Here is a 23,613-nt window from a genome sequence, read left to right as displayed (position 1 = left end):
AAGCCCGGCACCGCTTACTGGGCGGGATTGGCGACGAGGGATCCTGGAGCCGCCCCCACCATTCCCTCCACCGCGCGGGCGAGGTGGCTGCCGCGGTCGTTGACGCCGTCCCAGCGGACCAGGGCCTGCGCGTTCAGGCCATCCACCATGCCGAGGATCTGCCAGGCTACGGCGGCGGCATCGGAAACGTTGAATGCTCCGGTCGCGTTCCCGTCTTCCACGACTCCCTGGAAGACCTTTTGCCAGGCGTCCATTTGTTCGCGGACGGACGCGGCCAGGGCTTCGTTGCGGCGTCCCAGCGTCCACGCTTCAACCCAAATGGCCGTGACGTCCAGCCTGCTGTTGTCCAGGAGCGTGTCCACCAGCAAGCTGAGCCGCTCGGACGGGCCGGGGAGCTGACTCAACAAGCCTGCGATTTCCTGTGTTTCCGCGGCCACGATGGTGGCGAACGTGCTGGAGACGAGCGCTTCCATGTTGGGCTGATAGTGCGCCACCAAGCCTGAAGCGACCCCCACCCGGGCGGCTACATTGCGCAGCGTCAGGGCTGTGAGACCCGTCTCGAGTGCGATCCCGCGGGCGGCTTCAGTGATTTCTGCGGCGCGTTCTGCCGGTGACTTCCGGACCGCGCGCTTCTGTGGAGTGCTTGACATCAAGGACCAGTCTAGATTACCTTTTCAGCATTGTTGATCGTGTGATCAACAAGAGAATTGCACTAAGGACGAAGGAGTCACCCATGGCTTGGAGAATGCCGGCCGAAACCGCACCGCATGAACGCACCTGGATGGCGTTTCCCCGCACCGGCCTGACCCTTGGCGACGACGCCGCCTCGGCCGAAGAGGCCTACGAGGCCTGGACCGCCGTCGCCCATGCCGTGGCCGAATTCGAACCTGTCACCATGGTGGTGGACCCGAGCGAGCGCGAGCGCGCTGCCCGCATGCTGGGCAACGGAATCGAACAGGTTGAGGCGCCGTTGGATGAGTTCTGGATGCGCGACGTCGGACCCACCTTTGTGCTGGACGACGAACGTCCCGGCGTGCTCGGCGCTGTGGACTGGATCTTCAACGGGTGGGGTGCCCCGGCGTGGTCTGAATGGCAGAAGAGCGCCGGAATGGCCCGCTTCGTCGCGGAGCAGTCGGGCGCCGAACTGGTCAGCTCGCTGCTGGTCAACGAGGGCGGCGCCATCCACGTGGACGGCGAAGGAACTGTGCTGATCACCGAAACGGTCCAGCTGGATCCGGGCCGGAATCCCTATGCCGACAAAGCGGCGGTCGAAGCCGAACTGGCCCGCACCATCGGAGCCACCAAGGTCATTTGGGTACCCCGGGGACTGACCCGCGACTATGAGGACCTGGGCACGCGCGGTCACATCGACATGGTGGCCACCCTCCCCACTCCCGGCCGTATCCTGCTGCACTCCCAGACCAACCCCGAGCACCCGGACTACGAGGTCAGCCGCACGCTCCAGGCATTCCTGGAAACCCAGACAGATGCGGCGGACAAGCCGTTCGAGATTGTGCCGCTGCCGGCTCCGGAAACGCTGCGCGACGACGACGGCTTTGTGGACTGGAGCTACGTCAACCACTTGGTGGTTAATGGCGGCGTGATCGCCTGCGGCTATGGAGAAGAACGTGCTGATTCCCTTGCGGCAGAAATTTTGGCTGAGGCTTACCCTGGCCGCCGCGTGGTCACTGTGGACGCCCGGCCCATCCTGGCCCGCGGTGGCGGTATCCACTGCATCACCCAGCAGCAGCCGCGTCTCAGCGGAGCGCCGTTCACCGGAGGTGCCGCGTAATGGCCCGCTTCGACGTCGTTGAGGCATCCATCGCGCAACTGCGCGGGGCACTTGAGTCGGGCGAGGTGACCAGCGAGGAACTGACCCAGGCGTACCTTGACCGCATCGAGGCCTTCGACCGCAACGGCATCAAGCTCAACTCAATGGTGGTCATGAACCCCGATGCGATGGCGGATGCTCGGGCCTCGGACGAACGCCGGGCCCAGGGCGCTGTGAGGGGTCCCTTGGACGGCATCCCGTACACGGCCAAGGACAGTTACCTGGCCAAGGGACTCACTGCCGCGGCAGGTTCGCCCGCTTTTGAGCATCTGGTGGCGCAGCGTGATGCGTTCACCATCGAGCGGCTCCGCGATGCCGGGGCGGTGCTGATTGGCCTGACCAACATGCCGCCCATGGCCAACGGCGGCATGCAGCGTGGTGTGTACGGGCGCGCCGAGAGCCCCTATAACGCAGAGTTCCTGACGGCGGCTTTCGGCTCCGGCTCCTCCAACGGTTCCGGCACCGCGACAGCGGCCAGCTTCGGAGCCTTCGGCCTTGGTGAGGAGACATGGTCAAGTGGCCGCGCACCGGCGTCGAACAATGCTTTGTGCGCTTACACGCCCTCGCGCGGCGTCATCTCGGTGCGCGGAAACTGGCCGCTGGTTCCCACCATGGACGTCGTGGTGCCGCACACGCGCACGATGGCCGACATGCTGGAACTGCTGGACGTGATCGTGGCCGACGACGCAGAGACGCGCGGCGACTTCTGGCGGGCGCAGCCTTGGGTTCAGCTCCCGAAGTCGTCCGAGGTCCGGCCGGAGTCGTATGTTGCGCTGTCTCCGGAAACGGTCGACGGCGGAGGGCTGGCTTTGCGGGGCAAGCGCTTCGGTGTGCCGCGCATGTATATCAACGCAGACCCGGACGCCGGGACCAGCGAGCAGCCGGGGATCGGCGGGCCCACCGGGCAACGCATTGAGACGCGGGCTTCGGTGATAGCCCTGTGGGAGGCCGCGAAGGGCGACCTTGAAGCTGCCGGGGCTGAAGTTGTGCTGGTGGACTTCCCTGTGGTCTCCAACTATGAAGGCGACCGACCCGGCGCGCCCACCATCGCCACCCGCGGCCTGGTCAGCTCCGAGTACCTCAAGCGTGAGATCGAGGACCTGTCGGCCTGGGCATGGGACGACTTTCTGCAGGCCAACGGTGATCCCTCCCTTAACCGGCTGGCCGACGTGGACGGCGCTAGGATCTTCCCGCACCCGAAGGGCGCGCTGGCGGACCGTTACACCGGATTCGACGACCATATTTCCGGCTATCCCCGGCAGGTCCGTGAGTACGGTGTCTCCCGATTCACCGAGATCCCCGAGCTGGAAGGCGGAGTGCGCGGCCTGGAGGAGACCCGGCGCGTTGACCTGGAGGACTGGATGGACGGGCTCGGACTGGACGCGGTCCTGTTCCCGGCAGCGGCCGACGTCGGACCTGCCGACATGGACGTCAACCCGGCCTCCGCGGACCTCGGTTGGCGCAACGGTGTGTGGGTGGCCAACGGCAACCTCGCCCCGAGGCACTTGGGCATCCCCACGGTCACCGTGCCGATGGGAACGATGGCGGATATCGGCATGCCCGTGGGCCTCACTTTCGCAGGCCGCGCCTACGACGACACGGCACTGCTGACGCTGGCTGCCGCCTTCGAAGCAACGGGTTCGCGGCGCACGGCTCCGCCCCGGACGCCGGCGCTGTAAAGGGATTCGACGGCGGATTCGATGGCGGGCAAGCCGGACCTAATGCGTTGCTGGGCCCCGGCTCTGATTACAATCAAAGGGACGTCGACCACTGAGGGAATCATGAAGAAACTCACCACTGTCCTGATCGCCGCCGGGCTCATCGCCTCGGCATCCGCTTGTTCCGCCCAGCAGCAGCTGACCACCGCGGAAACCTGTGACCGCGTTGGCGTCGCCGCAGCCGGCATTCCCCAGAACGCGAGCAAGACCGCCACCATCCGCGTGGCCAACGCAATCCGGCCTATCGAGCCCGTGGCTTCCACCGACATGAAGCCGGTTGTCACGGCCATCCTGGAGTTCCTGGATGAGCAGGCCAAGGAAACCCCGGATGAAGCAAAGCTGGGCGAGCTCGGCGCTGCCTATCAGGAAGCAGGCACCAAGTACGGCGAGCTCTGCCGCGGCTAATGACGCCCGCGCGCTGAACACGCAGTCGCTGAACTCGCAGAAGGGACCGGTTGAAGAACCGGTCCCTTTTCGCGTCCCCCGATCGACCCTCTCTCACCGTTGGGCCGTTTATGCCGGGCCCTCTCTCCCTTCTTTCAAGCAAGTGATAGAGGGTTTGGGGGATGGGCGCTGGAGGTGAGAGACGGTCCGCGCCAAGGGCGCATTAGGTGAGAGAGGGCTACTTTTCGTCGGGGCCCAGGTCAGGCTCGACGGCGAAACTTACCTCGCGCGTCGCGCTTCCATGCAGTTCCAGGATGGCGAGCTCGTTGGCGCCTTTGCGGATCAGGGGACCGGGAACGTACAGCGTGCGCTGTGGTCCGCGGCTCCAGTAACGGCCCAGGTTGAAGCCGTTGATGAAGGCATTTCCCTTGGTCCAGCCGTCCAAACGAATGAATCTATCCCCGGGGCCATCGGCGTCGAAGGTCGCGAACGAAACCGACGGACCAGCTACGCCGGCGGAGACGACACCGGGCGGCAGGTCAGCCGCTGCTGATCGGAACGCATCAAGCGAAGCCAAGTCAACAGCGCCGACCACCCAGTCCAGTACCTCCACGCCGTTCAGCAGCGCGGGCCCCATCAACCCCTTGGCCTCGCCGATCCTCTGCCCGTAGTTCACCCGGCCTTGATCCTCCAGGAGAACCTGCAAGCGGCCACCAGCGGGGATGGCAACAGAGAGCTCACCCAATTCCCGGCTCAGGACACCGACGGGCACTCCATCCAGGAAGAACTGCGCGCGGTCCCGGATTTCAGCAAAGGACAGGACGCCACCGGTTTCCAAGGACTTCTCATAGAGGTAGAAGCCCCGGTACTGGCCAGTGATTTCCACAGGTGGAACGGAGCCAGGAACCAGCTGCGTGGCAACCGGAACATCCAGCAAGGATACGGATTCGGACACAGTGAGCGAAGAAGCGGGAACCGGAACCCTCACGGCAGGCACCTCAGAAGGAACCGGGAAGTGCTTGGCGATCACGTCCCGGAACGCGAAGTACTTGGCCGTCGGGTACCCGTCCTCAGAGAGGGGAGCGTCATAGTCATAGGACGTGATGGTGGGCTCGTAAATGCCCTTGTCGTTAGCGCCGTTGGTGAAGCCGAAGTTCGTCCCGCCGTGGAACATGTAGATGTTCACTGAAGCCCCGGCAGTGAGCAGGGCATCCAGTTCGGCGGCGGAAGCAGCGGCGTCGGTGGTGTGGTGGTGCGTTCCCCAGTTGTCGAACCAGCCGTTCCAGAACTCGGCGCACATCAGCGGTCCCGTGGGCTGCCGCTCCCGCAAAAACCCAAGCCGCTCAAGGGAACGTGAACCAAACGTCCCGGTCTTATGCAGTTCGGGCAATGAACCGTCCTCGATCATGGTCCCGAACGGCTGGTCGCAGGTGAACAGCGGAACATCAACACCCGAGCGCTTGGACAGGTCCACCAGATGCTGCAGGTACTCCTTGTCGTTCCCGTAGGCGCCGTACTCGTTCTCAATCTGGAACATGATCACCGGACCGCCCCGCGTGATCTGCCGGGGCACCACCAAAGCCAGCACGGACTCCATGTAGGAAGAGACAGCCGCCAAGTAGCCGGGTTCGCTGCTGCGGACGCCCACAGTGGGGTCGGTGAACAGCCACGCGGGCAACCCTCCGTTGTCCCACTCGGCGCAAATGTAGGGGCCGGGCCGGACAATGGCGTGCATCCCGGAAGCGGCCACCAGGTCCAGGAAGCGCCCAAGATCCAGCCCGCCGTCGGCCAAAAAGACACCCGGCTCGGGCGAGTGCTCATTCCACGGCACATACGTCTCGATGGTGTTCAACCCCATCAGCCGGGCCTTATGGATCCGGTCGGCCCACAGGTCGGGGTGAACCCGGAAGTAGTGGATGGCTCCGGAGAGGATGCGGAACGGCTGATCGTCCAGGAGGAAGTCCTGATCGCCGATTGCGAAGTTGCTCAAGAAAGGTCCTAACAGGGTCTACGCGGAACGCAGCACGGCGTGGAAAGCGTACGAGGCATTGCTCCAGGTCACGAACAGCAGCGGTGCCGGCGCCAACGCGATACCCAGCACCGGCTGCATCACGGCGGCGGACACGATGATCCCCAGCAGGACCAGCATGGCCAGGCTGAGGTACCAGCGCTGCGCCACCAGATAAAGCGAAGCCTTGAGGACGCTTTTCAGCTTCGCCTCAGGCAGAAGTACGACGCCGGCAATCGCCGTGACGGTAAGGCTCACCGTCACGGCGGCCGCTACGACGATCAGCGGCACCAGCAGGGCGGCGCCTGGAATGGTCTGGACATTGTTCTGGAGGACGGCAAGGTCCACGCCAAGGAACATCAGCAGGGCCACGGCACCCACGCCGAGCAGTGCGGCTTTCGCGAAACTGCGCTTGTATCCCCGAAGGAAAGCGGCCACCGGCTTGACCGCGCCGCCGTCGTCGTTCAATGCCTTGAACGCGGCGAAGATGCCGGCGAGCGACGGTGCGATGGTGACCGAGAGGGCCAGGAAGAACGGCCACGCAGCGGCGGGGTCGGCCACCAGGGAGAGGCTGAGGACCAGCGGCGCGTTGGCCACGGCGAGCAGTGCGTTGCCGGCCAGGAAGGTGTAAATGAACCCGAAAATGCTCCCGAAGGTTTCAAATCCTGGCCCGGCCCATCGCCGCGGTTTAGCGCTCACACTACTCATCCTTTCATTCCGCTCGTCGCGATGCCTTGGATGAAGTAACGCTGGCCGATGAGGAAGATGATGAGGATCGGGATCACGGAGATCACGGAGCCGGTCATGATCATGGCGTACTCAGCGTCGAACTGGCCCACGAAGGACCGCAGGCCCAGTTGGACGGTCCAGAGGCGGTTGGACGTGAGGTAGATGAACGGACCCATGTAGTCGTTCCACGTGTTCACGAACGTGAGCAACGCCAGGCTGGCGAGGGCGGGCTTGGACAGTGGCAGGATGACGCGTGCCCAGATGCCGTATTCGCTCAGGCCATCGATGCGGGCCGCTTCGCAGAGTTCGTCCGGGATGGTCATGTAGTACTGGCGCATCAGGAACACGCCGAAGGCACCGAATGCCTGCAGGAGAATCAACGCGTTGAAGCTGTTGGTGAGGCCAAGGTTCTGCATCATGATGTACTGCGGCACCATGTAGGCCTGCCACGGAACAGCAATGGTGCCGATGTAGGCCAGGAACAGGACATCGCGGCCCGGGAAGCGGACCTTCGAGAAGCCGTAGGCGGCCAGCGAGCCCGTGAGGACCTGCAGACAGGTGATGATTACGGCAAGGTACAACGAATTCTGCAGGTAGCCCATCATGGGGATGCGGGTCCAGATGTCCGTGTAGTTGCTCCACACGAACTCCTGCGGAATCCACTGGATGGGAACGGTAAGGACTTGGTTGTTCTCCTTCAACGACGAGGAAAGCATCCAGATGAACGGCACCATGAGCGCCGCCACCAGGACCACCAGCACACCGTAGATCACGATGTTCGCGGTCCGCTTCTTCTGTTCGCGCGGGGAGCGTTTGCGGTCGGTTCGACGGCGGTCTTCCGCAGTAGGTGCCCCGTCCGGGAACGCTGCTGCGTCCGTCACGTGAGTGGCTTTGAGGTCTTCGGCCATGTTGGTCATCAGCGTTCCCTCCGCTGTTGGATCTTGAACTGCAGGACGGTAACCGTCAGCACGATGATGAACAGGACCAGCGAAATGGCCGAGGAGTAGCCGAACTTACCTTCGCCGATGCCCTCCTGGTAGATCAGCTGGGACAGCACTGTGGTGGAACGTCCGGGGCCACCGTTGGTCATGACCACGATCAGGTCGAACACCTTGAAGCTGGAGACCGTCAGCATGACCACCACAAAGAACGTGGTGGGACGCAGCGATGGGATGGTGACGTTCCAGAAACGCTGCCAAGCACTGGCGCCGTCAACTTCGGCGGCTTCGTACAGCTCGGTGGGGATCGCCTGCAGGCCGGCCAAGTACAGGACCATGTAGTAGCCCATGTCCCGCCACACGCTGGTGATGATGACAGCCGGCATGGCCCAGTCGGAACTGGACGTCCAGCCCGGCGGGTTGGCGATACCGATGGCGCCGAGGAACTGGTTGATGGGGCCGCTGTCGGGGCTGAACAGCATGTTCCAGACGACGGCGACAGCCACCAAGGAGGTGATGTAGGGGAAGAAGATGGCTACCCGGAAGAAACCGATGCCCTTGAGCTTGCGGTTCAGCAGCATCGCCAGGATGAGCGCGAGTGCCATGGTGAGCGGGACGTGGCCCAAGGCGTAGACCAAGGTGTTCCGCAGCGCGATCCAGAAGGAGTCGGACGCGAACATCCGCTCGAAGTTGGCCAGGCCAACCCACTTGGGAGCGCTGAACGAGGTCCATTCCATGAAGGAGAGCGCGAAAGCGGCCACGACTGGAATGAGGGTGAAGGCCAGGAAGCCAAGGAAGTTCGGAAGGATGAACGTCCAGCCGATCAGCGTGTTACGCCTGGCTTGCTTCCTGTTGCCGCGGCTGTGCACGGGGGCAGGCGCCTGGGTGATTGTTTCTGTAGTCATGATGACCGCTCCCCGGGACGGGGGCGTTCCTCCATTTCAGGATCCGGAGAATTCGGGTCCAGTTCCGGTGCGGCGTCCAGGGACGCAGCACCGGAACCAGATGCTTGCCTGGCCTTACTTGCCCAGGACTTCGCTGGTGACGCGCTTGCCCATCTCTGCGATGCCATCAGTGACGGAGCGCTCGCCGACCATGATGAGGTCGTGCTCCTGGTTGAGGATCTTGTCCGTAGCGGCAGACTTGTCGCTGACGGGCATTTCCAGGGCGGTCTGATCCGGGGCGAAAGCCTTCTTGGAGAGCTCGTCGGTAGGCAGGCCGTCCAGCTTGAAGTACTCGGCGGTGACTGACTCGTTTTGCAGGGCAGGGACGACACCGATCTTGGAGATGGCCTTGGCGCCCTCTTCACCGGCAGCCCACTCGATGAACTTCTTGGCCTCATCGGAGTGGGTGGCGTTCTTGTTCACGGCGAAGGCCGTGGGCGAACCGAACGTGGTGACCTTGCCGTCGTCGTTCTTCTGCGGCAGTGGAGCCAGGCCCCAGTTGACGTTGGTCTTGCCGTCCTTCTTGGCCTGCAGGATGCCTGCCGTGTACCAGGTGCCCATGGGCATCATGGCAGCCTGGCCGGTCTCGAACATGGTGCGGTAGCTGGTCTTCTGGCTCTTGGCGGTGCCGAAGTCCAGGGTGGTGCCGGACTTCTGGAGGTCCAAGGCGGTGTTGTACTGGTCCTCCATGAAGCCGTAGTCGCCGCTGTTCTGGTCAGCACCGTTCTGGGCCGCTGCGATGGCCTGGACCACGGAACGCCAGATGTGGTGGTAGGTGCCGTAGACCTTCTTGCCTTCAGCTTCGGTGGTGAGTTTCTTGGCGATCTCCGTGTACTTCTCCCACGTCAGGTCCTTGGGCTCTTCGATACCGGCAGCCTTGAACAGGTCCTTGTTGTAGTACAGGAGCCAGAAGTCCTGGCGGTAGGGAGCCGCGAAGTATTTGCCGTCCATGTCGAAGGCGTCCAGGCCGGCGAGGTTGTCCTTGCCCACCTTGTCCACCACGCTGTTGATCTCCTGAAGCTGGCCGTTATTGGCGTAGCGGGAGTAGTCGATCACGTTCTTCATGGTGAGGACGTCAGTGGTGTCGCCACCGGCAAGCATGGTGGTCACCTTCTGCGGGTAGTCATCAGCCAGGATGTCCACGGGTTCAATGTCCACGGTGGGGTTGGCGGCCTCGTAGCCGTCGAAGAGGGCCTTGAACTCGGGGGTGCCTTCGTAGTTCCAGACCGAGACGGTCAGCTTGGTCTTTCCGTTGGCTGCCGGTTGTTCGGCCGGACCGGCTGCGCCTGCACAGCCAGTGAGTCCAAGCCCTGCAGTCACCGCAAGGGCGATTGCGGCGAGGGTTGTGCGCTTCATTGCGTTCTCCTTAGTGGGGGTTCTTAAGTCTGCCGCGGCTGCGGCTGTGGGTTTGACGGGGCTAGGCGCTGAGGCCGAGGTCCGCGTGGACTACTTGGGCCTGGAGGTCCTTGCCGGCGAGGTACCGTTCGAGATCGTCCAGTGCGGCATCGGACATCCGCCGGGTTTCAGTTCCGAGTGAGCCGGCGATATGCGGTGTGAGGATCACATTGGGGAGGTCGTACAGCGTGGACTCTGCCGGCAGCGGCTCGGGCTCCGTGACGTCCAACAGGGCTGTGATTCGTCCGGTGGCGCACTCTTTCTCGAGGGCCGCCGTGTCAATCAATGAGCCGCGTGCAGTGTTGATGAGCGTTGCGTGGTCCTTCATGGCGCTGAGCTCTGCCGTGCTGATCATGTTGCGGGTTTCCGGCAGCGCAGGGGCGTGGATGGTGACCACGTCCGAGACCGGCAGGAGTTCTTCGAGCGTGACCAATGTGCCGCCCGCAGCCGCCACCTCAAGAGGATCGGCGTAGGGATCGCTGACCAGGCACGTCACGTCCTGGAGTTGCTGGACCAGGTGAACCACCCGACGTCCAATCCGGGAAAAGCCGATGACGCCCACTACGCGGCCGATGTTGCCCAGTTCGCCGCGATCTCCGATGTAGCTCCAGTCAGCGCGGAAGGTGCGGGCATCGTTGGCCAGTACATGGGCCTTTTTGCCTGCCAGGACGATCGACGCGAACGTGAATTCGGCGACCGGGATGGCGTTGGCGTCGGCGCCGTTGGTCACTGTAATGCCGCGATCCCAGAGTTCTTCGCTCACGAAGCTGCGCACTGTACCTGCACAGTGGAAGACCGCCCGGAGCTTGGGCATGCGCTCCAGACGCTCTGCATTGAGCTGCGGAACCCCCCAGCTGGTAAGGAGGATTTCCACCTCTTCCAAGCGGCCCGCAAGCTCGGGGGCGTCCAGGGAATCCGTCCAGGGTTCGTCACCAAGATCGACCAGTCCAGCCAGCCGCTCCAGTCGCGTGGAATCGAACTGGTCAGCAAAGGTTCCGCTATTCATGACCAGCAGTGCCTGGGGCTTGAGCGACATTGAGGGGATCCTCCCTTCGGATTTCGTTGGTCTGTTCGACCGTGATTTATGTGTTGCATCACATCTAATAATCAGTACATACTCATAAACAAGACAGTTCATTCAACTCAATCGAGCTTGATCTGAAACGTTCAAAATCGAACAACTGAGAGAAGAATCCCTATGGCAACCGGCAACGCTGCCGTTGTAGCGCCACCTCGTCGCCCGCTACGGAGCGCTTGGGGCCTGTTGGCCAACGAGCCCTCCCTGGTCGAGTCGCTCCGCGGCTCCCGGGACCGGCTCACCGTTCGTCCAGCGTCCGACGCCGGATGGCGGCTCGCTGCTTCACGTCCCCTCTCGGAGCTGCGCACCCAAGCGGACGCGGAGCGGGGGACACCCTGGCCCCAACCGCTCGTGTCCCACTACGCCCGGTACTTCCGCGACGGCAACCGCACGGCGTACGAGGGGCTCGTGGCGAGCCGGCAGCAGCGCCTGACGCGCGCCGTCGTCATGGCAGCCCTGGGCGAGCCGGGTTGGCTCGACGAGGTGATTGACGGCGCCTACCTCCTCTGTGAGCAGAGCTCGTGGAGCTGGGCGGCGCACGACGACGTGTTCACCCGCAACGGCGAAGTAGTCCCGGACCGCACGTGTCCCTATCTGGACCTCGGCGCCGGGGAAGTCGTGGCCCAACTCGCGTGGCTGGACCTGGTGCTGGGAGATGCCCTTGATGACAGGGCGCCTGGCCTCCGCAAGCGCATCCGGCTTGAGACGAACGAACGCGTCATTCGGCCCTTCCTGGACCGGCTCGACTGGCACTGGCTGGGGTTGCACGGCGACGTCCACAACTGGAACCCATGGATCCACTCGAACATCATCGCCGCGGCCTTGCTGCTGGTTGATGACCCTGATGGGCAGGCCCAGGTTATTGCCCGCTGCATCGAGGGACTGGACCGCTTCCTCGCCTCCATTCCCGCAGACGGTGCCATCGACGAAGGGTTCGCTTACTGGTGGAACGGGGCCGGCCGGGCGCTGGAAGGCCTTGCGCTGTTGGAGGAAGCAAGCGGCGGTGCCCTGAATCCGGACCTGCCGGTGATCCGCGCGCTGGTTGCCTTCCCGAGCCGGATGCACCTTGGTGGCCGCTGGTTCCTCAACGTCGCTGATGGCCCCGCCCGGGCGCATGAAGGACTCCCGTGGGGCATGCTGCATCGCTGGGCCGTCCGGCTGGGCGACTCCGAGGCCGCCGCGCACGCCGCCGCCTTTGCCGCCGTCGAACCCGAACCCAACGCCGCGGCGGGCCTGGGCCGCGTCCTCACCCAACTCGCCTCCCGCACCCAACTAGGTGACAGCAAACGTCGCACTGAGGGTCCATTGGGACGTTTACTGCGACCTAGTTGGGGGACGTACCTGCCCTCGGTGCAGATCATGCTCGCCCGCCAGAACCCCGGTTCCACGGACGGGCTCACCCTCGCGGCCAAGGGCGGGCACAACGGCGAGCACCACAACCACCGCGACGTCGGCTCCGTCGTGGTCGCCGTGGACGGAGTGCCCCTGCTCGTCGATGCCGGCCAACCCACGTACACGGCGCAAACGTTCGGACCTGATCGCTACCAGATCCGCGCGATGCAGAGCGCTTGGCACAGCGTCCCCGCACCCTTCGGGCTGGAACAGGGGACAGGATCTTCCTTCGCCGCAGTCCTCCTTCAGGAGCCCACCACAGAGGAGCCCACTCTCGCTTTGGGTCTCGGCGCCGCCTACGGACTGGGTCACGCCGAGCAATGGATCCGCACCTCAGTGATGAACCGCGAACCCGGGTCCGTAGTGATTGATGATCGTTGGAACCTGCCAGCGCCCCCGCCTGTAGGAACCCACCAGTCTGCAGGAACCCACGACGTCGACATCACCTACCTGGTTGCCGGCACCGTCCGTGTGGGTACAGACGCGACGGCGACCATCACCTCTGTCGGAATTCCGACAGTCAGCAGCCACGTGGGGCTGCACTTGCGCTGGAAGCCGGCAACCGCCGTCGTGCTCGTAGACGAATGGCACCTGGATGATCCGCTCCTCAGCGACATCTGGGGCCAAAAGCTCACCCGACTCCGGTTCCGCATGCCCGAAGAAACCCGCGCTTCAGGCGCATTCACCCTCACAGTGGAGGCCACAAATGACTAACGAATCAAGCCCGGAAGCCGGGAAATCGTTGTTTTCGCTGCAGCGGCGGGAACGGCTCATGGAGGAGTTGCGGGCACACGGAGCCATTACCGTCCGCGATATCGCGGCGAAACTGGGCGTTAGCGAGCTGACCATCCGACGCGACGTGAACACCCTCGCCGACGAAGGATTGGTCTCCCGTGTGCACGGCGGCGCGACGCTTCCCAGCCCGTTGGATCGCTCGGTGGCTGTGGGGAGGCCGGCGGCACACAGTTACTCCATCGGCATGGTGGTGCCCTCGCTGGATTACTACTGGCCGCAAGTGATTTCCGGTGCCCGCGGCGAGGCCGAAGTGCAAAATCTCCGCATCCTGGTCCGGGGCTCCGCGTACGACGCCGCCGACAACCGCCGCCAGGTACAGGCGCTGCTGGATACCCAGAACATCGACGGGCTGATCGTGGCCCCGGACATGGGTGGATCGCACGGCAAGGAGTTGCTGAGGTGGCTCAATGCCCTGCCCATTCCGGTGATCATGGCTGAACGCCGGGCGCCGTTGGAGATCCCGTCGCACCGGCTCGAGTGGGTCGCGACCGATCACTCGTTCGGCGCAGGGATGGCCGTGCGGCATCTCTGGCAGGAGGGGCACCGGATGATTGGCTGCCTCACCGATTCCAGCAGCCCCACCAGCCCGCATGTGGTCCGTGGCTGGAAGCAGGCCCTCGCTGCGTTGAAGATCCCGCTGGAAAAGTCCATCCATGAGGACTCGGCCAAGCTGGACAACGGGGACCGTTCCAAACACTTTGATCATGTCCTGGAGCTGTGCCGCTCTACAGGGACCACCGCCATGCTGGTGCATTCGGACACCCAGGCCGTGGCGTTCGTGCAGCACTGCGTGGACCGCGGCGTGGACGTTCCCGGCAGCATGGCGATCGTGGGATACGACGACGAAGTTGCCTACCTTGCCGAGCCCGCCATCTCCGCGGTTCGGCCTCCCAAAAGCTACGTCGGCAAGGTGGCGGTGCAGCTCATGGCGGCACGCTTGGCCGAAGGAAGGATGCGCCCCGTGCATCGCATTGACTTGAACCCGGAGCTCATTGTCCGGGAATCATCCGTGGGCGCGCCGCGAGGGTTCGCTGGAGTGGTCCTGGAGGATTCGCTCTGATGCTTCTCCCCACTTTGGATTACCAGCTTTCGCCCTACACCGGCCTGACCCGCGAGCACTGGTGCGCCTACGCGGACTACCTCCTGCGTTCGGCTCACCGCTTTGGCACCGGGGACCACGCCAACATCCACCTGCCCGGCGCCAACAGCCGGTACGGCCCGCGGAGCGATTCGCTGGAGGCCTTCGCCCGGACCTTCCTGCTGGCTTCCTTCCGGATTGCGGGCGACCCGGCCAGCACCGGGTGGATCGCCGAGTGGTACGCCGCCGGTCTCGATGCCGGGACCAACCCCGCGAATCCCGACCGCTGGCCGACGCCAGGCGAGCTGGGGCAGGCGAAGGTCGAGGCGGCGTCGTTGGCTGTTGGTTTGGCGCTGACCCGCGACGTTCTCTGGGACAAGCTGCCCGAACGCGTCCAGGAGCAACTTATCGCGTGGTTCGAGACCGTCATTGGCGAGGAATATCCGCCCATCAACTGGGTGTGGTTCCAGATTGTGGTGGAGACATTCCTGGCTTCAGTTGGTGGCCGGTATTCGGATGAGGACATCGACGCCGGACTCGCCGTCCACGACTCGCTCTACCGGGGCGGTGGCTGGTTCGCGGACGGGCCGGAGCGGGCGTACGACCACTACGTCGGCTGGGCCTTCCAGGTGTATCCGCAGCTCTGGGCCTTGATGGCGCCTTCGGATCCCCGGGTTGCTGCCCGCAAGGCGCTCGACGGCGATCGGCTGGCGGATTTCCTGGATGACGCCGCGTTCCTTGTTGGCGCGAACGGTGCCCCGCTCATTCAGGGCCGGAGTTTGATCTACCGGTTCGCGGCCGCCGCGCCGTTCTGGGTAGGGGAGTTGTCCGGGCACACCCGCTTGGCCCCAGGCCTGGCGCGCCGGGCAGCGTCCGGGATGCTCGACTACTTTGCGCGGCACGGCTCCATCACGGAGGACGGGTTGCTGTCCATCGGCTGGCACGGCGAGTTCGCCGGCATGAAGCAGGCCTACTCCGGGGCGGGCTCACCGTACTGGGCCGCGAAGGGGATGCTCGGCCTGGCGCTGCCCGCGGATCACCCGGCGTGGACTTCCGTTGAGGCTCCGCTGCCCGTTGAAGTGGCCGACACCCAGCGGCTCATCGAGGCGCCGGGTTGGCAGGTTGACGGGACTCGAGCCGACGGCGTGGTCCGGATCAGGAACCATGCCACGGACCACGCCGTTGTTGGTGCCTTGGTGGCTGACTCACCGCTGTACGCGCGGATGGGGTACTCGACGCACACGTTCCCGGACCTCATGGCAGAGTCAGTGGACAATGCGGTGGCCTTCGTTGACGCTTCTGGTCGGCTGACGCATCGGACGGGTTTTGAGTACCTCGGGTCCTACTCCGAGGGCGGGGTTCAGGTGGGAGCTTCCCGGTTCACCGCTCACTGGATTGAACCCGACCCCGACGCCGGCCCTGATCACGGCAGCGGCGTGGCCGGCGTTGCGACTCCCGGACCGTCGGTCACCGTGGTGTCGGTGACGCGGGGGGCCGTTGAGCTTAGGTTGGTGCGCGTTTCCGGGGCTTCCGGTTCTTCCTCGGGTAGCGCGCTGCGGATCGGCGGTTGGCCGGTGGATGCTGCGTCTTCGGTGGTGAGCTCTGTGCTGCCGGTCCCAGGTTTCGGCCTGGCGTTGGATTCGTCCGGGACGTTCGTCCGCTCCGGCGCGCACCCCATGGGTTCGGAGCTCACCATTCCGTGGGTGGGGACCTCGGGCACCGCGCACGACGGCGACTACGCAGCCGTCGTCGTCCTCGCCGATGACGGAGGTGCTTCGGCGGATGCGGGTGTCACGTTCATTGCCGGGGAAGGGGATGGCCGGTTCGTTTTCTCGGACGGCACCTCCGTGGAGCGCTCCCGGCTGTGGCGTGCCCAATTCGACGCCTAGCTACGGGTTAGACGGCTCCTACCGTCTTGTGTGCAGCGAGCCATCGAATCGGGCGAGCCCACCCCTGCAGTAGGCTCTCGGGATGAGCCAAACCGACGATCGAGCACGCTTCCTCGCGGCCTATGACCAGGACCTCCGCACCGACGCAGAGACCCCAAGTGCCGTCAAAGTGACCCAGCACGGACCCGTGCGCTTGGTGACTTTCATGAAGGGGCGGGGTTTCGTCACGTACAAGGATCTGGGCGACGCGGATGCACAAACCGTCAGACGGCTCGTTGCCGAGGCAACCGCCTACTTCCGCGCGGAACCTGGCATCACCAGGGTGGAATGGAAATCCCGCGGGCATGATCACGCGCCGGGTCTGCACGAGGCCCTCATCGCAAACGGCTTTACCCAGGACGACCCCGAATCAATCATGATCGGGGAAGCGAAGGCTTTGAGCACAGCTGTGCCACTTCCCGAGGGCGTGACGTTACGGCAGATCACGGACGAGCCGGACGTGCGGGCGATGAGCGCCATGCAGGACGAGGTCTTCGGTGAGCCGGTCTCAGATGAGATGGCCGATGCCCTGCTGCACCGTCTCTCCCTCGATGACGGGATGCAGTTGTGGGTGGCGGAGGTGGACGGACAAATCGTCAGCGCAGGTCGCTTGGAGCCAGTGCCCGGCACGGCCTTCGCCGGTATCTGGGGTGGTGCCACCAGAGAAGAATGGCGCGGCCGGGGGATCTACAGGGCGTTGACGGCCCGCCGCGCGCAAGCCGCACTCGAGATGGGAAAGACCCTCATCCACAGCGACTCCACCGAATTCTCCCGGCCAATCCTGGAACGCTCCGGGCTGCTCAAGGTCTCCACCACGACGCCGTACCGCTGGGTGCGCGGCTGAGTAGCTCAGACGGCTTTGGCGGCCAACCGCTTGTTCATTTGAGCGTACTCATCCCACGTCGGTGAAAACACAGCGAGGCCCCTCAGGATCGAAATCCCGAGGGGCCTCACTATCTCAGAATTCCCTACTTCCCAGCCGCGAAGAAGCTCACGCACTGCCCCTGATTCGTGAACACGGGCGACGGGCTCGTCTTCCAGCCGCCGTTCTTGCACGCGTCCTTGCCGGTAGAAACAGTCACGCGATATTCCTTCGTGGTGCCGTCCGGCGCCGTCACGGTGACTACCGCCGTCGGGTTCCCAGCGGTGGGCTGCTGGACCGTCACCTTCGCGTTCGTGTCCAGCGGGTAGCCGACGACGGCGGGGGTCGCCGTCGCGGTCAGCACCCGGTAGTCGGTGGTCGCCGGGGAGAATCCGACGACGGACGCTTGGTTGACGAGGAGCCTGCCGAGGTCGGCGAGTCCGCCATCAGCCAAACGTGAACCCGCGATGGCTACCTCGGCGACCTTGGTGTATGAAGCCGTGGTCACGAACGAGACGCGGATGCCGCGGGTGGTCACGGGGTCGAATCGAACTGTCGTGGGCTCCGAAGTCGAGAGTCCCGTGATGGTTCCCGCTGAGGTGTCCTTCCATGCTCCGGAGGCGTCCTGATACTGCACCTTGAGGCTCGCAGCAGCTTTCTCCGCGGACGTGACGGTCACGGATGAAACGGTGTAGTCGCGGCTGAAAGCGTAGCTGAGACTGTCACCCGCACGGCCGCCACTCACCCAGTTGGACCAACGGGTGGAGGCGTTGGCATCGCAAGTGTTCTTCGCGATGTACGAGCCCTCGGTGTAGCTGGCCGTCGCGACGGTGGTGGGGTCGTCCTTGCAGATGTTGCTGCTGGGAACCCTATCCACCACCACGACAGTGAGGGTCGCGGACAGTGAGCCGGCCTTGCCAGGAATGGTCACCGAGCCGACGGTCTGCAGTGCAGATTCAGACAGCGAAGCCCAGTCCCACGTAACAGGAATCGGGTTGCGGGCGGGTCCGTCGCCGATTTGGCCGGGGACTGTCACCGGGGCAGCCGCCTGCACCGATTCGAGCGTGGAACCAGCACCCACGGTCACGGATGCGGGATCTGTGGCGACGTACTGCCCAACCGTCACAGTGAGGAGCGCGTCGTCAAAAGCCTGGCCGTAGGGATCTACGCCGGAGCCGCGAAGCGTCACCTTCCCATCCTTCTGCCAGGCCGAGGGGTCAACTGCGGACCACGTAACGGTCAGCGGCTTGCCCGGACCCGCCTCATACAGCGGAGTCACTGTAGAAGGGAGGGTGGGCGCAACACCTGTGAGCGTACTCAGTTCAACGGGCGAAACACCCAGGAGCTTCAAGTCAGCGATGTCCGTGAAGGCCCACGCTTGATGCGGGCTTGCCGAGGCGGTTGCGGTGGTGCCGGTAGATGAAGCAAGTGCCACTGACGTTCCAGCAGCGGTCTGGTTGCCCGAAACCTGCAGGGCAATCGCGGCACCGGCGTTGACCAGGGACCACTGCTTGCCGTTCTCAGTCGTGACGATCCACTGTGCAGAAGGAGTCGCCTTAGCTTCATCCAACGTCAGGGAAGCAAGTGAAGCGGCACCGGACTGGCTGCCGTTCAGCACGCCTCCATTGCCTGTAAGGACCCGTCCGTCCGCACTGGAAACTACCCAACGACGATCGTTCGCGAACTCGTCTGCACCCACGGCTTTGAACGTCCACGTCTGCGGCGCCACGCCTGCCGCGTCGGTGCCCAGTTCCTCGATCGAGGCAGTTCCGTTCGCACGCCCGGTCAGGTACTTGCTGCTCGCCTCACCCCTGAGGTGGTAGCTGTGGCCGTCCTGCACAGGTGCGGCATCCTCTGAAACTCCACTGACGCCGTCGACGATGAACGTCACCACAGACGCGGCGGGAACCTCGAGCGTGGCGGACTTGGCTACCGTGTCAACGGCGACCGGTGCGCCGGCTACCAGTGCATTCTTCTCGATATCGTCCAGCGGCGATTTCGTGGTGACCACGGGTGTGACTTTGGCGCCGGGTGCGATGCTGCCGAAGCGGCTGAGGTCGATGGTGACCTTTTCCGCCGTCGGGGTGTCGTTGAAGTGGACCAGCGTTGCGCCGTTGCCGTCGGCGCGGAGGGCGCTGGCGGTCTTGGCGTTGTCGTTCTGGATGAGGAAGTCGCCGGGCCGGATGTAGTGCGTGAAGTTCCTGGTGGTGTTGTATTTCTGGTTGGTCAGGACCCTGCACTTGGCTTGTTCCTGGGATGCGCCGTCGTTGATGCGGCGGTTGGAGAAACCTTCGCGGCCTTCGTAATTGCAGTCGAAGTCGATGTAGATGGAGCCCCAGCCCTTGTCTGCCTTCTCCTGCTTGTACGTGTCCTCCACGGGCTGCCAGAAGACCCACGCGTTGGGGTCGAGTTCACGGAGATCGTTGACCATCCGGCCGGCGATGCCCAGGCCGTTGGTGATGTTGGAACGGTCCCAGCCACTGGTGGAGTCGCCGAGCACCGGGTTGCCGGTCCAGAATCCGCCCACTTCGCTCATCCACAGCGGCTTATCCGTGGAGCTGGCTAGGTCGCGGACACGACGACGATCGTTGGTGCCGTAGGTGTGGACGTTGAGCTGCGCAACAGCGTCCTTGGCTTCCTGGCTGTAGCCGTTCCAGTTGGTCATGAATTTGGTGGGATCTGTCTCGTCCATCGCGGAGATGACGGCGTCCGTGCTGCCCTTTTCCAGTTCGGCGGCCAGCAGCTTGGTCACGCGGTCCTGGGCGGCCGGGTAGATCAGCGCGCCCTCCTGCTTTTGGGTGTACGTGGTGGGCGGCTTGCCGGTGGCTGCGTTGATGTCCGTGCCCCAGTAGCCGGAGTTCGGCTCGTTGAACGGATCGATGGTGTCCACTGTGATGCCGCTGCCTTTTTCGAGGAGCTCGACGGCGTTCCGCATGTAGGCGGCGAACTTGGCTTCCGCTTCGGGGAGCAGGTTTTCGCCCTTGGCGGTGTTCACTTGGCCGGAAACGTAGCCGCTCTTGGTCATGAACCAGGGAGGGGAATTGCTGAACGCTTCCCAATGCGTGATCTGCTGGTCTGCGGCGAGGCGTTCCACCCACCAACGCTGGTTCTTATCGGCGTCGGGGTTGTAGGACGCGGGATCGTCCGGATCCCACTCGCTCAAGAACGCGAGCTTGTTGGCCTGCGTCTTGTCCACGGTTCCGTCCGGGTTGTAAAGGTTCGACGCCGGCTGGCCGGGTTGCCCTTCAGCCACCGGCTTCCACCATCCCTCCACAGCGCTGCCATCGTTGAGGTAGTTGGCTACGTCTGACGCATTGCCGCCGCCCACGTTGTAGCGGGCGATGTTGAGGTTGAGTCCGTCCGCACCGAAAACTTTCTGGTACAGCTCCTCACGTAGCTCGGGGGAGTAGCCCGCCGTCGCATTCGCGAACCAGACCAGGCTGGTTCCCCACCCTTCGAAGGCTTCGCCTCGGGTGGCGGGGTTCGGGGTGATGGTGACCGCTGTTGCATCGTCTGCTTGTGCCTGGGGTGTGGTTGCGGGCATGAGTGCCAGGCCGGCGGCTGCAGTCACAGCTGCTGCCAGGACTGCCACTGGCCTTCGGATTCTTCGTGCGGAAAACGCCATGGGTGGACCTCATCGTCGGGGTTCGGGGTGATGGTGCAGGGCTTCGCGGGAAGGCCCGGCACGCCGAGACTATGAGGCGGCTAGGAGCGTCACAAGGCACTCGAACAGGCTCGAACGGGGTTGGTCGGAAGTGGTCACCTGCATTCAAGCAACGCGGGGTCACTTACGGCCCCTTTTTGGCGCTTGAAGCGGCCGTAAGTGACCCCGCGTTGCTTTTGTTGTGTGCTGCTCATCCGGGAGTGTATAGATGTATACAAGTACACCTTCTTTTTTCGGCAGGGCGGCACCACATGGCAGATCCACAACCACGAAACACGGGGGCGCACCTTGTCTATGGCGAGTTGAAGCGCCGGATCCTCAGCCTCGAGCTGAAACCGGGTGAGCGCATCTATGAGCCCGCCATGGCCACGGCCTTGCAAGTCAGCCGCACGCCGCTTCGCGAAGCCATCCGTCGCCTGATCTCCGAGAGCCTGCTGGAACAGCAATCCACCGGAGGAGTCCTGGTTCCCGCGCTGGATGAGAAGGTGATTTCCGAGCTGTACGACGTTCGCGCTGCGTTGGAATCCCTGATGGCACGGGAGGCCTGCGCCAATGCCACCGCAGCGGACCTTGAAGAACTCCGCGGGATTCTGGCCCGCAACGCTGCGATGGTGGAGTTTGCCGACGAAGCCATGAAGTACGGGGTTGCCCTGCATGCTGCGATCGCCAGGATCGCCGGGAACTCCTGGGCCCAGCGCTTCCATGAGCAGATCGCCAGCCAAGTTGAGCGCTACCGATACTTCACCAACAACGCTCCCGAACGCCGCGACGAAGCACTCTCCAATCACCGGCTTTTGGTCGAGGCGATCGCTTCAAAGGATGCGGAGAAGGCAGCCAAAGTCGCCTTCCACCATGTCATCGGCGCACGGGATGAGACCTTGCGGGTCATCTCCAGCTCCGGCCTCGTGGTCGAATGATCGGCGAACTCGGAAGGCGTTCCTCCACGGCCCTCCTGATCCACTCGACGCTCATCCAGGCCGTCACGTTCCTGGTCCGGCCGGCCACCACGTACCGCGCACTGGAACTCGATGTTCCCGGCTTCGCGCTGGGCCTGCTCGCCGCCAGCTACGCTGTGTTTCCCCTGCTGCTCGCCCTGCCCATCGGCGGACTGGTGGACCGCCTTGGTGAGCGCCGGCTCATGGCGATCGGGGCCGCCGTCGTGCTGGGTTGTTCTGCGTTTCTGTTGTTCTGGGGGACCTCGGTTCCGGCGCTCGTGGCCGGCACAGCGCTCCTTGGCGCAGGTCAATTGGCCTGTGTGGTGGGGCAGCAAGCGGTGGTCGCGAACAACGCGGCGTCGTCTCGTCTGGATTCTGCTTTCGGGTACCTGACCTTTGCCGCATCCCTGGGCCAGGCTCTCGGTCCGTTGGCCATTTCCGTGGTGGGCGGTGCTTCCGTTCGGCCGAATACGCAGGCGATCTTCCTGCTCGCGGCGGCCATGAGCCTGGTGATGTTCCTGACCACTTTCGTGATCTCTTCAAAGGTCAGCCGAGGTAGGCGCACACCCAAGGGCGGCCCAAAGGGCAGCGCCGTATCGCTCCTCAGAACCCCGGGCGTTGTCCGTGCCCTGGCAACGAGCGCCACCGTTCTGGCTGTCGTGGACCTGACAGTTGTCTACCTGCCTGCACTTGGCGCCGAACGAGGCCTCACGGCTGCAACTGTGGGCCTCCTGCTCACTGTCAGGGCGGTGTTCTCCATGGTGTCCCGGCTGGGGCTCGGCAGCATGTCCCGCAAGCTGGGCCGCATGAAGTTGCTGATCCTGAGCCTGGCCATCTCCACAGCAGCCCTGGGGGTGGCCGCCATACCGATGCCCGAGTGGTTGCTCTTCGTCGTGATGGCGTTCCTCGGATTGGGGCTGGGAATCGGCCAGCCCCTGACGATGTCCTGGCTCTCGGCCCAAGCGCCGGAAGGCCAGCGCGGGCGGGCGCTTGCCTTGCGGCTTGCCGGGAACAGGGTGGGCCAAGTGGTGCTGCCCAGCGTCATCGGCGTGGTGGCGGTAGGGCTCGGCGCCGCAGGCGTGTTCCTGGCATCGGCCGTCGCAGTGGGCGGAACGATGCTTCTGCTACGGGGAGTACGGCTGGACGACTGACTGAACTGACCTGAGGGATTGATGGAGCGACTCACACGCCCCGACCGTGCACAGGTCTGGCGTTCGCGGGAGGTTCCCCGACCTCGTGGATGGTGTGGCCGCTGCAAGCCGTCTTGGTGACGCTGGCTCGCTCGATGCGGGCTACGGTGAACCACCGCATGGCGTCGCGAAGTCGACACCATCCAACCAAGTACCACTGGCCGTTCGTTGAGGCGAACAGCACGGGTTCGACGTCGCGGGTGGTGGTGCTCCCATCTCCCGACGTGTAGCGCATGCGGATGACTCGTTGCTCGGACATCGCCTCCTCCAGAGCCGACCTGATGGTGCGCGAAGAAGCGGCAGCCGCATTCACCCAGACCCGGCCCGCCAGTTCGTCGGCTCTTGCCCGGGTCTTGGGATCGAGGACATCTACGATCTTCCGGATCCCGGCTGCTGCCAGATCGGCATAAGGGGCGTCGGGTGCAGCGGACACGGCTGCCATGAGCGCAACGGCCTGCGCTGGGGACAGGCTGACAGGCGGCAGGGAAGCGCCAGCGGCCAACCCGTACCCACCACCATGTCCTGGGCGCGACCATACGGGCGCACCGCTGCTCTCCAACGCATCCAGGTCCCTCTTGACTGTGCGCACGGATACCTCGAACTCTCCGGCCAGCCGCTCGGCGGAGACACCCCGCGCTCCGCTGCGACGCAGCAATTCGGAGAGAGCATGGAGGCGTTCTGCACGCTTCACCTTTCAGCCCGCATCAAATTCATGACATAAATAGTGACATACCCTTGTCCGTA

General features: G+C 64.2%; 18 protein-coding genes. 9 read left to right on the top strand and 9 right to left on the bottom strand.

The window, feature by feature from the left end:
• Positions 1–14: 14 nt before the first annotated feature.
• Entirely contained in the window at positions 15–650 is a 636-nt protein-coding gene (locus LN996_RS01195; protein ID WP_231338376.1) for a TetR/AcrR family transcriptional regulator, read from the bottom strand.
• Positions 651–733: 83 nt separating this feature from the next.
• Here LN996_RS01195 and LN996_RS01190 point away from each other — a divergent pair, with 83 nt between their 5' ends.
• The 3 genes from LN996_RS01190 to LN996_RS01180 all read left to right on the top strand — a co-directional run bounded on the left by LN996_RS01190 (position 734) and on the right by LN996_RS01180 (position 3,954).
• The gene (locus LN996_RS01190; RefSeq protein WP_231338375.1) at positions 734–1,792 is read left to right on the top strand and encodes an agmatine/peptidylarginine deiminase; all 1,059 of its coding nucleotides are present in this window, start codon (positions 734–736) and stop codon (positions 1,790–1,792) included.
• Entirely contained in the window at positions 1,792–3,510 is a 1,719-nt protein-coding gene (locus LN996_RS01185) for an amidase (protein WP_231338374.1), read from the top strand. Before LN996_RS01190 ends, LN996_RS01185 begins: the two co-directional genes overlap by 1 nt.
• 102 nt (positions 3,511–3,612) lie before the next feature.
• Positions 3,613–3,954, top strand: a complete 342-nt coding sequence (locus LN996_RS01180) for a hypothetical protein (protein WP_231338373.1) — start codon at positions 3,613–3,615, stop codon at positions 3,952–3,954.
• A 217-nt stretch (positions 3,955–4,171) separates the two neighbouring features.
• Here the strand turns inward: LN996_RS01180 and LN996_RS01175 are convergent, their stop codons facing one another.
• The 6 genes from LN996_RS01175 to LN996_RS01150 all read right to left on the bottom strand — a co-directional run bounded on the left by LN996_RS01175 (position 4,172) and on the right by LN996_RS01150 (position 10,983).
• Positions 4,172–5,923, bottom strand: a complete 1,752-nt coding sequence (locus LN996_RS01175; RefSeq protein ID WP_231338372.1) for a beta-galactosidase family protein — start codon at positions 5,921–5,923, stop codon at positions 4,172–4,174.
• Between the two features lie 18 nt (positions 5,924–5,941).
• Entirely contained in the window at positions 5,942–6,640 is a 699-nt protein-coding gene (locus LN996_RS01170) for a DUF624 domain-containing protein (RefSeq protein WP_231338371.1), read from the bottom strand.
• Between the two features lie 5 nt (positions 6,641–6,645).
• The gene (locus LN996_RS01165; protein ID WP_231338370.1) at positions 6,646–7,587 is read right to left on the bottom strand and encodes a carbohydrate ABC transporter permease; all 942 of its coding nucleotides are present in this window, start codon (positions 7,585–7,587) and stop codon (positions 6,646–6,648) included.
• Entirely contained in the window at positions 7,587–8,513 is a 927-nt protein-coding gene (locus tag LN996_RS01160) for a carbohydrate ABC transporter permease (protein WP_089596338.1), read from the bottom strand. Before LN996_RS01160 ends, LN996_RS01165 begins: the two co-directional genes overlap by 1 nt.
• 114 nt (positions 8,514–8,627) lie before the next feature.
• Positions 8,628–9,908 (bottom strand): ABC transporter substrate-binding protein, encoded by a 1,281-nt coding sequence (locus LN996_RS01155; protein WP_231338369.1) that lies wholly within the window; start codon positions 9,906–9,908, stop codon positions 8,628–8,630.
• Positions 9,909–9,969: 61 nt separating this feature from the next.
• Positions 9,970–10,983, bottom strand: coding sequence for a hydroxyacid dehydrogenase (locus LN996_RS01150; RefSeq protein WP_231338368.1), 1,014 nt, complete (start codon positions 10,981–10,983; stop codon positions 9,970–9,972).
• A gap of 162 nt (positions 10,984–11,145) precedes the next feature.
• Between LN996_RS01150 and LN996_RS01145 the strand changes: the two genes are divergently transcribed.
• The 4 genes from LN996_RS01145 (at position 11,146) to LN996_RS01130 (ending at position 17,062) form a co-directional block, all read left to right on the top strand.
• Positions 11,146–13,131 (top strand): heparinase II/III family protein, encoded by a 1,986-nt coding sequence (locus LN996_RS01145; protein ID WP_231338367.1) that lies wholly within the window; start codon positions 11,146–11,148, stop codon positions 13,129–13,131.
• Positions 13,124–14,272 carry a LacI family DNA-binding transcriptional regulator gene (locus tag LN996_RS01140; protein ID WP_231338366.1) on the top strand — a complete coding sequence of 383 codons (1,149 nt, stop codon included), beginning with the start codon at positions 13,124–13,126 and terminating at the stop codon, positions 14,270–14,272. Before LN996_RS01145 ends, LN996_RS01140 begins: the two co-directional genes overlap by 8 nt.
• Complete coding sequence (locus tag LN996_RS01135; protein ID WP_231338365.1) at positions 14,272–16,179, top strand: DUF2264 domain-containing protein; 1,908 nt, start codon at positions 14,272–14,274, stop codon at positions 16,177–16,179. Before LN996_RS01140 ends, LN996_RS01135 begins: the two co-directional genes overlap by 1 nt.
• 82 nt (positions 16,180–16,261) lie before the next feature.
• Positions 16,262–17,062 (top strand): GNAT family N-acetyltransferase, encoded by an 801-nt coding sequence (locus LN996_RS01130; protein WP_231338364.1) that lies wholly within the window; start codon positions 16,262–16,264, stop codon positions 17,060–17,062.
• A 124-nt stretch (positions 17,063–17,186) separates the two neighbouring features.
• Here LN996_RS01130 and LN996_RS01125 read toward each other — a convergent pair whose 3' ends face one another.
• Positions 17,187–20,705: a discoidin domain-containing protein gene (locus LN996_RS01125; protein ID WP_231338363.1), complete on the bottom strand. Its 3,519-nt coding sequence runs from the start codon at positions 20,703–20,705 to the stop codon at positions 17,187–17,189.
• A 290-nt stretch (positions 20,706–20,995) separates the two neighbouring features.
• Here LN996_RS01125 and LN996_RS01120 point away from each other — a divergent pair, with 290 nt between their 5' ends.
• Complete coding sequence (locus tag LN996_RS01120) at positions 20,996–21,661, top strand: GntR family transcriptional regulator (protein WP_231338362.1); 666 nt, start codon at positions 20,996–20,998, stop codon at positions 21,659–21,661.
• On the top strand, positions 21,658–22,830 hold the full coding sequence (locus LN996_RS01115; RefSeq protein ID WP_231338361.1) for an MFS transporter: 1,173 nt from the start codon (positions 21,658–21,660) through the stop codon (positions 22,828–22,830). The genes LN996_RS01120 and LN996_RS01115 overlap by 4 nt, the downstream gene beginning before the upstream one ends.
• Before the next feature lie 31 nt (positions 22,831–22,861).
• On the opposite strand, the gene LN996_RS01110 is transcribed toward LN996_RS01115, so the two are convergent.
• Positions 22,862–23,560: a YafY family protein gene (locus LN996_RS01110; RefSeq protein ID WP_231338360.1), complete on the bottom strand. Its 699-nt coding sequence runs from the start codon at positions 23,558–23,560 to the stop codon at positions 22,862–22,864.
• Between the last annotated feature and the right edge of the window lie 53 nt (positions 23,561–23,613).

Source organism: Arthrobacter sp. AK01 (assembly GCF_021109375.1).
Taxonomy (GTDB): Bacteria; Actinomycetota; Actinomycetes; order Actinomycetales; family Micrococcaceae; genus Arthrobacter.
This window is presented reverse-complemented; position numbering and strand designations above follow the sequence as displayed.

Coding starts and splice junctions, on each gene's coding strand:
- LN996_RS01195 (WP_231338376.1), bottom strand. CDS start 650: ATGTCAAGCACTCCACAGAAGCGCGCGGTCCGGAAGTCACCGGCAGAA.
- LN996_RS01190 (WP_231338375.1), top strand. CDS start 734: ATGGCTTGGAGAATGCCGGCCGAAACCGCACCGCATGAACGCACCTGG.
- LN996_RS01185 (WP_231338374.1), top strand. CDS start 1,792: ATGGCCCGCTTCGACGTCGTTGAGGCATCCATCGCGCAACTGCGCGGG.
- LN996_RS01180 (WP_231338373.1), top strand. CDS start 3,613: ATGAAGAAACTCACCACTGTCCTGATCGCCGCCGGGCTCATCGCCTCG.
- LN996_RS01165 (WP_231338370.1), bottom strand. CDS start 7,587: ATGACCAACATGGCCGAAGACCTCAAAGCCACTCACGTGACGGACGCA.
- LN996_RS01160 (WP_089596338.1), bottom strand. CDS start 8,513: ATGACTACAGAAACAATCACCCAGGCGCCTGCCCCCGTGCACAGCCGC.
- LN996_RS01155 (WP_231338369.1), bottom strand. CDS start 9,908: ATGAAGCGCACAACCCTCGCCGCAATCGCCCTTGCGGTGACTGCAGGG.
- LN996_RS01150 (WP_231338368.1), bottom strand. CDS start 10,983: ATGTCGCTCAAGCCCCAGGCACTGCTGGTCATGAATAGCGGAACCTTT.
- LN996_RS01145 (WP_231338367.1), top strand. CDS start 11,146: ATGGCAACCGGCAACGCTGCCGTTGTAGCGCCACCTCGTCGCCCGCTA.
- LN996_RS01140 (WP_231338366.1), top strand. CDS start 13,124: ATGACTAACGAATCAAGCCCGGAAGCCGGGAAATCGTTGTTTTCGCTG.
- LN996_RS01135 (WP_231338365.1), top strand. CDS start 14,272: ATGCTTCTCCCCACTTTGGATTACCAGCTTTCGCCCTACACCGGCCTG.
- LN996_RS01130 (WP_231338364.1), top strand. CDS start 16,262: ATGAGCCAAACCGACGATCGAGCACGCTTCCTCGCGGCCTATGACCAG.
- LN996_RS01125 (WP_231338363.1), bottom strand. CDS start 20,705: ATGGCGTTTTCCGCACGAAGAATCCGAAGGCCAGTGGCAGTCCTGGCA.
- LN996_RS01120 (WP_231338362.1), top strand. CDS start 20,996: ATGGCAGATCCACAACCACGAAACACGGGGGCGCACCTTGTCTATGGC.
- LN996_RS01115 (WP_231338361.1), top strand. CDS start 21,658: ATGATCGGCGAACTCGGAAGGCGTTCCTCCACGGCCCTCCTGATCCAC.